Source organism: Frankia tisae (genome assembly GCF_025403405.1).
Taxonomy (GTDB): domain Bacteria; phylum Actinomycetota; class Actinomycetes; order Frankiales; family Frankiaceae; genus Frankia; species Frankia tisai.
Genome location: NZ_JANEZT010000300.1, coordinates 1 through 8,563, shown reverse-complemented (window position 1 = coordinate 8,563; position 8,563 = coordinate 1). Strand labels below are relative to the sequence as shown.

General features: G+C 72.1%; 9 protein-coding genes and 1 pseudogene. 3 read left to right on the top strand and 7 right to left on the bottom strand.

Annotated elements, in window-relative coordinates; genetic code table 11:
* The 5 genes from NBZ85_RS23335 to NBZ85_RS23315 form a co-directional block, all read right to left on the bottom strand.
* On the bottom strand, positions 1–1,548 hold a 1,548-nt coding region (locus tag NBZ85_RS23335), incomplete at its 3' end, for a rhodanese-like domain-containing protein (RefSeq protein WP_261562588.1).
* A complete protein-coding gene (locus NBZ85_RS23330; protein WP_261558138.1) occupies positions 1,548–2,585 on the bottom strand; it encodes an LLM class flavin-dependent oxidoreductase in 1,038 nt (345 codons plus the stop codon). The genes NBZ85_RS23330 and NBZ85_RS23335, both read right to left, overlap by 1 nt.
* Positions 2,586–2,679: 94 nt before the next feature.
* Positions 2,680–3,804, bottom strand: coding sequence for an ABC transporter substrate-binding protein (locus NBZ85_RS23325; RefSeq protein ID WP_261562587.1), 1,125 nt, complete (start codon positions 3,802–3,804; stop codon positions 2,680–2,682).
* A gap of 45 nt (positions 3,805–3,849) precedes the next feature.
* On the bottom strand, positions 3,850–4,599 hold the full coding sequence (locus tag NBZ85_RS23320) for an ABC transporter ATP-binding protein (RefSeq protein WP_261562586.1): 750 nt from the start codon (positions 4,597–4,599) through the stop codon (positions 3,850–3,852).
* A gap of 2 nt (positions 4,600–4,601) precedes the next feature.
* Positions 4,602–5,540 carry an ABC transporter permease gene (locus tag NBZ85_RS23315; protein ID WP_261562585.1) on the bottom strand — a complete coding sequence of 313 codons (939 nt, stop codon included), beginning with the start codon at positions 5,538–5,540 and terminating at the stop codon, positions 4,602–4,604.
* Positions 5,541–5,867: 327 nt separating this feature from the next.
* On the opposite strand from NBZ85_RS23315, the gene NBZ85_RS23310 reads away from it, so the two are divergent.
* Both NBZ85_RS23310 and NBZ85_RS23305 read left to right on the top strand, forming a co-directional pair.
* Positions 5,868–6,527, top strand: a complete 660-nt coding sequence (locus NBZ85_RS23310) for a peroxiredoxin (protein ID WP_261558134.1) — start codon at positions 5,868–5,870, stop codon at positions 6,525–6,527.
* Between the two features lie 203 nt (positions 6,528–6,730).
* Positions 6,731–6,967, top strand: a complete 237-nt coding sequence (locus NBZ85_RS23305) for a hypothetical protein (protein WP_261558133.1) — start codon at positions 6,731–6,733, stop codon at positions 6,965–6,967.
* A gap of 55 nt (positions 6,968–7,022) precedes the next feature.
* On the opposite strand, the gene NBZ85_RS23300 is transcribed toward NBZ85_RS23305, so the two are convergent.
* Positions 7,023–7,214: a hypothetical protein gene (locus tag NBZ85_RS23300; RefSeq protein WP_261558132.1), complete on the bottom strand. Its 192-nt coding sequence runs from the start codon at positions 7,212–7,214 to the stop codon at positions 7,023–7,025.
* 206 nt (positions 7,215–7,420) lie between these two features.
* Entirely contained in the window at positions 7,421–7,930 is a 510-nt protein-coding gene (locus NBZ85_RS23295; protein WP_261558131.1) for a MarR family winged helix-turn-helix transcriptional regulator, read from the bottom strand.
* 92 nt (positions 7,931–8,022) lie between these two features.
* Between NBZ85_RS23295 and NBZ85_RS23290 the strand changes: the two are divergent.
* A pseudogene (locus NBZ85_RS23290) lies at positions 8,023–8,563 on the top strand (questin oxidase family protein); the annotation flags it as partial.

Below are 8,563 nucleotides of genomic sequence, written 5' to 3'. Positions count from 1 at the left end.
GAGCGGGAGCGCCTGGCGCGGATCGAGAGGCTGCTGGGCCGAGTCGGTGGCGGTCGGCTGCCCCGCCTCGTGCCACGCTCGGGTACCGCCGTCGAGCGCCGCAGCCCTCCCCCAGCCTGCGGCGCGCAGATCGGCGGTGGCCCAGCGGGCCAGCGTGCCGTCGCCGGAGGTGACCACGACGAGTGCTCCGTCCGCCGGGGCGAGGGCAGGCCGCGCTGCCAGCGCCGAGCGCGTCGTCACCAGCGATCCCGGGATGTAGGGTCGCGCGACCAGCCACCCGGCCGCCGCGGGCGGCTCGACGTCGACGACGACCGCGGCGCCGTCGTCGAGCAGATCCCGCAGTGCCGGAACACTCACCGTCGGGGCCTCGGGCAGCGCGACGGTCTCGGGACCGCGCACGAGGCCATCAGATCCGAGGAGGTCGGATCCCAGGCCATCAGATCCCAGGAGATGCACCGCGACGTCGGGCAGCCCCATCCTCGCCAGCCACACGCCGGTCGTGAATCCCCGCGTGCCGCAGCCGTCGTCGACGAGGACCACCCGGGCGCCGCGGCTGCCCAGGTACTCGTCCGTCGCCTGGAGGAGCTGGCCGCCCGGCGCCCACCGACTTCCCGGCAGGTGACCGGCGACGAACTCGGCCTGCGTACGGACGTCGAACAGATACAGCGTCCGACCGGCCGCCGCCGCGACGAAGCCGCGCAGCTCGGCGGCGGAGATCTCCGCCACACCGGCGCGGGCGGCGAGCGCGCGGGCCGCCGCACCGGCCCGGGCCTCCTGCGCCGGCTCGGATACGGCCGACCGGGCGGTCGAGCCGGTCACCGTCGGGTAGCCGGCGAGGCTCCACGCGGACAGGCCGCCGTCCAGGACGGCGACCGGGTTGGGGAACCCGGCGTCGATCAGGGTCTGCGCGCCGATGATCCCGCGGGTCCGGCCGGCGCAGGTCACCACGACGCGCGTGCGCGGCGAGCGGAGCGCCGCATACGCCCGGCGCACCAGCTCGACCCCCGGCGCGTTGAGGGCAGTCGGGATCGCCGTGTACGCGAATTCCTCGGCCATACGGGTGTCGAGGAGGACGACGTCCTCCCCTGCGCCGAGGCCGACCCGCAGCTCGGCCGCGGAGACGCTCGGCGTGCCGAGCCGGCGCAGCGCGACCTCGCCCAGGGCCCGGCTGACCGTGTTGAAGCCGGTGAACAGCTCCAGGCCCGCCGCCCGCCAGCCGGCGAGGCCGCCGTCCAGCACGCTGACGTCGGGGTATCCCAGCGCGGCCACCCGAGACACAGCCCGGGCGACCGTCTCCGCGCGCGCCCCCACGATCACCAGGGGCACCGTCAGCCGGGGCGCCAGCAGGGGCAGCCGGGGTTCGAGGTGGTCCAGGGGTAGGTGCGTGGCGACCGAGAGGTGGCCCGCGGCGAACTCGTCGCGGGTGCCCACGTCCACCACCACGAGGTCCAGGCGGGCGCGGAGCCGGGCATGGAGCTCACGCGGGGCGACGACCCCGACCGCCGGGCCGACCGCTGGGCCGACCGCCGGGCCCGTCGCCGGGCCCATCAACGGCTCACGGCGGTGGGACGGCGGGGCCGCCAGCCCAGCGCGGGCGCCACCTGCGTCGCGATCAGGCGCAGCGCCTCCAGAGCGGCGTCCAGCGACGGCCGGCCGGGTTCGAACTGCACGAGCAGATCCGTCGCGACCGGCAGCACCGGCTCCGCCGCCAGCCGCTCGATCACCTCGTCCGGATGCCCGCAGAAGATGTGCAGGGTCGACAGGACGTTGTCGAGCGTGTCCTCGCCGACGTCCGGGAAGGCGCCGGAGGCCTTGATGTTGGCGAAGGCCGGGAACAACCCGTCCGACAGGTGCGCCAGCGCGGTGGCCCGGTCCGCGGCGGGGAAGATCGCCCGGCACACGGCGACCCGCCGCCCGACGCCCGCGGGCAGCGCGTCACGGTACCGGTCGGCCCAGGCCCGGTGCACCGTGCCGGGCCGGTCCGGGAAGCCGATGGCGGTCTGGTCGAGCAGGAGGTTCAGGCCCTCCCGGCCCACCTGCTCGGCGGTGTCGCCGCTGTGCGCCCCCTGCCAGATCCGGCCCTCGGCCACCTCGGGCGCGCACGGCGTCAGCACCGCGCCGTCCTCGGTCAGGGGCCGACCGCTCAGGGCCCGGCGCAGGATCTCGCGATGCTGCGTGTGGATCTCCCGCTTGCGGCTGAAGTCCCGCCCGAAGGCCCGGTAGGCACGCTGGTCCGAGCCGCTGCCCAGGCCGAGCTCGACCCGCCCGCCGGACAGGATGTCCACGACGGCGACGTCCTCAGCGAGTCGCACCGGGTCCTCCAGCGGCAGCACGTTGACCGCCGTCCCGAGCCGGATGTGCCGGGTCGAGGCCGCCACGTTCGCGAGGAACGTCCACGGTGAGGACAGCCCGCCGAGTGGATGGGTCGACGTCGGCAGGTGGTGCTGCGCGACCCAGCCCGAGTCGAAGCCCAGCTCGTCGGCGGCGACGAACAGCTCGTGGGCGTCGGCGTAGGCCTGGCGCGCGTCGGTGCGGATCGCCGCCCGGGTGAAGAAGCCCAGCCTGAAGGCGCTCGTGTCGGTCATCGGCCCTTCTCGTTCGTCATCCGGGACACGGGAATGCACCCGGGGATGGGTTCCAGGCGGTCGGCCGGGGGTGGCCGCGGCGGGCGCCGCGCGGTCAGGGACGGGCTGCCGCGACGGCCGCGTCGACCTTCGCCGTGACGTCCAGTTCCTTGAGCTTCTGCGCGACCGTGTCGTTGAAGCCGGTGTAGTAGTGCTCGCGGACGTTGACCGCCCGCTTGATCAGGCCGCCGGAGTAGGCGACGTCGGCGGTGTTGTGCTGGATCCGGTCGAGCAGCGCGTCGTCGAGGATGTGCGGGACCTGCCGGTTGGCGATGGCGGTGGCCTTGGCCTTGGCCGGGGTGAGCTTCGCCGCGTCGACCCACACCTGCGCGGACTGGTCCGGCTGGGTGATGTTCCACAACTCGTAGCCGACGGACCGGCCCACGAAGTCCCGGATCGCCGCGTTCTTCCGCTGGTCCTTCAGGGCGCCCCGCGACGCGACGAGCACGCCCAGCCCGAGGGCGCCGGTCTGCTTGGTGGTGGTCAGGACCTGCGCGCCCGCGTCCAGCGCGGCGCCGGCGCGGGCCGGCGACCCGGCCCACACGTCGACGTCACCCTGGGCCAACGCGGTGGCGCCCACCGTCGAGTCGAGCTGGACGGGCTTGACGTCCGCGGGCGTGAGCCCGGCCTGCTTCAGGGTCAGCAGGTACTGCAGCTCGGAGGTCGCGCCCGGGGAGTAGGCGAACTTCTTCCCGCGGATGTCGGCGAGGCGCTCGATTCCCGAGTTCTTGCCGCGCAGGGTCACGATCGGCGGGTAGTTGGTGTCGTCGGCGGGCTGGGTCGCCAGGACCCCCTGGATCGGGGGATCGTTCGCCGGCCACGCAGGCTGGGCGTTCGCCTGGGCCAGGATGAGGGCGAAGTCGCTGAGCTGACCGATGTCGACCTTCCCTGCCGTCAGCGCGGTCGTGACCGTCGCGGCGTTGAACTGCGCGAACTGGACCTTGTACGGGGTGCCCTGGAGCACGCCGGACTTCGCGAAAGCCGCCTTCACGTACGGCGACTGGGCCGCGAAGGTCAGGGTCACGCCACTGAGGTCGTTCTGCGCTGCCGCTTTGCTGTCGCTGCTGCTACCGCTGCCGCTGCTGCCGCTGCTGCCGTCCGATCCGCAGGCGGCGGCGGCGACGGCCAGCGCGAGCAGCGGGGCGGCCAGACGGAGCCGACCGAGTCTTCTGATCTTCATGGATGCGTTCCCGAGGTGTTGGTGGTGTGGCCTGGCCGGTGGGCTTCAGGCCGGGGATGACGGGCGTGCGACGCCCAGCTCGGCGAGTAGCTGTGAGCGCAGATCGTCAAATCGCGACCCGGTGCCCTCGCGCGGTCGAGCCAGGTCGACGCGCAGGTCCAGACCGACCTTGCCGTCGGTGAGGACGACGACGCGGTCGGCCAGCCGCAGCGCCTCGTCGACGTCGTGGGTGACCAGCAGGACTGCCGGCCGGTGCCGGTGCCACAGCTCGTGCACCAGTGCCTGCGTGCGCAGTCGGGTCAGTGCGTCGAGCGCGGCGAACGGCTCGTCGAGCAGGAGCAGGTCCGGACGGTGCACCAGGGCGACCCGCTGCGCCTCGCCCCCCGACAACGTGTGCGGCCAGGACCGGGCGTGGTCGGCGAGGTTCACCTCGGCGAGGGCCTCCTGCGCCCTGGCGAGGGTCGACTCCCGGCGGGGAAGCCCGAGCAGCACGTTGCGCCAGACCCGCTCCGACGGGATCAGCCGGGGCTCCTGGAAGACCACCGAGCGGTTGCGGGGCGCCAGGACCGTTCCCTCGTCGACGGTGTCGAGCTCGGCGAGGATCCGCAGCAGGGTCGTCTTACCGCTGCCGGAGCGGCCGAGCAGCGCGACGAACTCGCCCCTGGCGATCGTGAGGGCGAAGTCGTCAAGGATCCGCCGGGCCGCGAACGCCTTGCCGACGTCGCGCATGACGACGGCCGGCTGCGCCGGTGCGGGGGTCGTGCCGGCGGGGGTCGTGCCGGCGGGGGTCGTCATGGTCAGGACTTCACGATCGTCGGTCGCCAGGGCAGGAGCAGCCGCTCGAGGAGCCGGACGACGAGGTCGACGAGCAGACCGAGCAGCGCGTACACGACGACCCCGACGATCACGATGTCCGTCCGGATCTGGTTGGACGCGTTCATCACCAACGCGCCCAGTCCGGAGGATGCGTTGATCTGCTCCGCCGCCACCAGCGCGAGCAGCGAGATCCCCATGGCATACCTGATGCCGACCAACACCGACGGGAGCGCGTTCGGCAACACCAGTCGGGTGATCATCCTGGTTCTGCTCAGGCCGAAGACCCGGCCGACCTCGATCAGCCGGCGGTCCACCCCGCGCACTCCGGCGAAGGTGTTGAGGTAGACGGGAAAGACGCAGGCGACCGCGATCAGCACGATCTTCGGCGTGTCGCCGATGCCGAACCAGACGACGAACAGCGGGATCAGCGCGATGAACGGGACCGTCCGCAGCATCTGCAACGTCGAGTCCACGAGCTCCTCGCCCAGCTTCCACAGCCCGGCGACGAGACCCGCCGCGACCCCGATGCCGGCGCCGATGACGAGCCCGGTCAGGGCCCGCCCGGCCGACACTCGCAGGGCCGTCTGCAGCTCACCGTCGGCGATGAGGTCGCGGGCGGCCTCGAGGACGCTCTTCGGGCTCGCCAGCGTCGTCGGCGGGACGAGGCCGGCGGAGGTGCTCCACTGCCAGGCGATCAGGAGGGCGGCCGGCACCAGCCCACGCAGCAGCCAGCGGGCCCGGCGCAGCCCGGCACGACGTCCGGGGGCGTTGCGACGACGACTCAGATCGGTGAGGTCGAGGGATGCGGCAAGGTCCGCCGGCTCCGCGGCCGCGAGGTCGTCGCTCGTCGCAAGGTCGTCGCTCGTCGCCGAGCCACGCCCGAGCTCGCCCGGCGCGCAGCGGGAATCCTGAACCGTCATGATGCGCGGGCCCCCACGGCCTCGGCTGGGACTCGACACGTGACAGTGCGCTGCATGACGAACTCCTGGCTCGGGACGGGCGGGCGTTGCCCGGTTGGATCGCCTGGCAGCATATATCGGTAAAGCTGATCGGTTTAGTGGTGTTTACCTTCCGAGTGACACGGATCGCACGCGTGCCCGAGGTGCGCCCCCTCGCCGCCACCGGCGGCAGACGCCAGCGGACGGCTGTACCAAGGGAACATCCAGGGAACGCCGTGTCCGTAGAGTCCTTCACAACGCACCTGCTCGGCGCGCCACGCCGAGCTTCCTCTGCGAACGGAGTGAGTAATGTCCCTGACAATCGGTGACACCGCGCCCGACTTCGAGGCGGCGACCACGGAGGGCCCGATCAAGTTCCACGAATGGATCGGCGACTCGTGGGCGGTGCTCTTCTCGCACCCGAAGAACTTCACCCCGATCTGCACGACCGAGCTCGGCTATGTCGCGTCGATCAAGCCCGAGTTCGACCGCCGTAACGTCAAGATCATCGGTCTGTCGGTGGACCCGGTCGAGCTGCACGGCGCCTGGGCCAAGGACATCGAGGAGACCCAGGGCACCGCGCCCAACTACCCGCTGATCGGCGACGCCGACTTCTCGATCTCCAAGGCGTACGGCATGCTCGGCGCCGACGTCAGCGGCGACCCGTCGGACCGCACGGCCGCGGACAACCAGACCGTGCGCAACGTGTTCGTCATCGGCCCGGACAAGAAGATCAAGCTGATCCTGGTCTACCCGATGACGACCGGGCGCAACTTCGACGAGGTCCTGCGGGTCATCGACTCCCTGCAGCTCACCGCGAAGCACAAGGTCGCCACCCCGGTGAACTGGAAGCAGGGCGACGACGTCGTCATCGCCGGCTCGGTCTCCAACGACCAGGCCAAGGAGATCTTCGGCACCTGGAACGAGCCGAAGCCCTACATCCGCATCGTCCCGCAGCCGTCTGCCTGATCGCAGCGCCGACCGTCATGGTCGGGACGAACCATCACGGCAGTCGGAGCCTGAGGCCGGGGACTCTGAGGCCGGGGACATGGTGCGAGCACTGGTACCGGGGGCTGGATTCGGCGGCCTGGAGCTGACCACCTGATTGTCCGAGGAGCTCGGCAACGACGTCGACGCCGGGCCTGGTCGAGGCCGGGTACGAGTTCCACACGGTGGCCGGGGCGTTCGCGACGCGCGACGTGCTGGATCGGTTCGGCGGCGGGCGGGTCATCAACGGGGTCACCTCGACCCCGTTCAAGCACCCGCCCGCCCCGAGCGAGACGGCACTGCTCGCGGCATTCGCCGGGCACGGCATCGCCTGGCCCCGGACCGGCTGGTCACGACGCCGACGAGACCGACAAGCAGGTCGTCGTCCTCCACCGGGCACCGCTGGGGACACGGACGACTGACGGGCCGCCGCGGGGGCAGCGGGCCAGGGTGAGGAGCCGGACCTCCCCCACCGCGCTACTCCTCGAATTCATCCAGCGCCCGCTGAAGCTCCTCGCGCGTGCCGGCCAGGGCGACGATGCCGAGGTTGTCCGTCGCGGCCCAGACGAGGTGATCACCGACCTGGTAACTGGCGATCTGCAGGGTGCCGCGGCGGGCGGCGGTGTCGATCGGGATGTGTCGAGGAATCCGCGGCGTCGGAGCGATCATCGCCTTCACCTCCAGTAGGAAGATCTCACCAGGCACGACCGCCCGCGGGCCAGAACTCCGACCGGGACGGCGGTTCCTGGAATTCTCCCAGACCGGAACGAGCCCGTCGCCGCGAGTACGACCATCGCCCTGAATGCCGTCAAAAGGGCTTCCGGTGCGTCGGTCCGAAGAGTTCTTCACGACGGCCCGGGTCCGCCGCTGGTCGGCTACGGCTGAGCTTCAGCGCTCCACGCGGCGAGGCCCGCGACGAATCCCTCCCGATCCCGGGCGGACAAGCCAGCCAGCGCGCGCAGCAACGGCGCCGAGCGGGTGGCGATGAACAACTCGACCGCCGGCCGGTACCGCTCCCGCAGCGACACCAGCGTGCGGCGCCGGTTACTCGGGTCCTCGCGACGGTCGACCACACCGGCGTCGCCGAGGTTGCCGACGAGCTGGCTCGCGGTCGACAGCGACACGCCCAGACAGGCGGCCAGCTCGGTGACGCTGGCTGGCTTGCCGGTCAGTAGCTGGGTGAGGACGGCACCGTGCCGGGCGGTCAGCCCGTGCGCGTCGAAGATCCCCCGTAGTTCCGGTGGCATCTCCGTGCGGGCCCGCTGAAAGTAGGCGGCCAGCAACGGCACGTGTTTGAGCACGTCGAGCTCCTGCGCCGTCGGCCGCCCCGGCACCGACGTGCCCGGGCTCTCGACATCGCCGTCCGCCACCTGTTCACGTCCCACGCCACAATCATAGACAGTTGGAATATACAAAGTGTTCGGATATCCACAGCTATGGCCTCGAGTACGGGGCCGGTGTGAGAGACGTGAGCCACATGACCTCGATCAGCTACGGCGACGCGGTGACCGACGCCCTCGACCGCCTCGACGATCTCGGCTACGAGCGGGCCGGCCAGGCCGACCTCGCCAGCCACGGCCCGATGGGGGCCGAGACCCTGGCCGTGCTCGGCCACGGCGACGCGATCCCCGCGTGGGTGGACGCCTACCGCGCCGCCATGCCGAACCATGACCGGCCCTCCCGCCGGTTCGACCTGGACCCGACGGACGAGTCCGCCTGGCGCCCGGCGCTCGGCGCCATCGACCGGGTCGGGGACTGGGAGTACCTGTTCCACCGCGAGCTGGCGCAAGCACCGTGGCGCGAGGTGCTGGGCCGGTGGTGGCCCCGGCTGCTGCCCGGCCTGATGTCCCGGCTGACGCACGGTGCGATCCGTACCGCGCACGCCGTGCGTAGCGTCGCCGCCGCCGACGGCGCGGCCAGCCCCCAGCAGCTGACCGAGCTGGCTCGCGGGCTCGCCTACTGGGCTGCCCGGTTCACCCCGCTGCCCGGCACCCCCCGGCTGGAGGGCCGGCACGACG

Bases quoted from the DNA above. Each gene is read 5' to 3' on its own strand.
- NBZ85_RS23320 (WP_261562586.1), bottom strand. From the start codon at position 4,599: ATGACGACCCCCGCCGGCACGACCCCCGCCGGCACGACCCCCGCACCG.
- NBZ85_RS23310 (WP_261558134.1), top strand. From the start codon at position 5,868: ATGTCCCTGACAATCGGTGACACCGCGCCCGACTTCGAGGCGGCGACC.
- NBZ85_RS23325 (WP_261562587.1), bottom strand. From the start codon at position 3,804: ATGAAGATCAGAAGACTCGGTCGGCTCCGTCTGGCCGCCCCGCTGCTC.
- NBZ85_RS23300 (WP_261558132.1), bottom strand. From the start codon at position 7,214: ATGATCGCTCCGACGCCGCGGATTCCTCGACACATCCCGATCGACACC.
- NBZ85_RS23330 (WP_261558138.1), bottom strand. From the start codon at position 2,585: ATGACCGACACGAGCGCCTTCAGGCTGGGCTTCTTCACCCGGGCGGCG.
- NBZ85_RS23315 (WP_261562585.1), bottom strand. From the start codon at position 5,540: ATGACGGTTCAGGATTCCCGCTGCGCGCCGGGCGAGCTCGGGCGTGGC.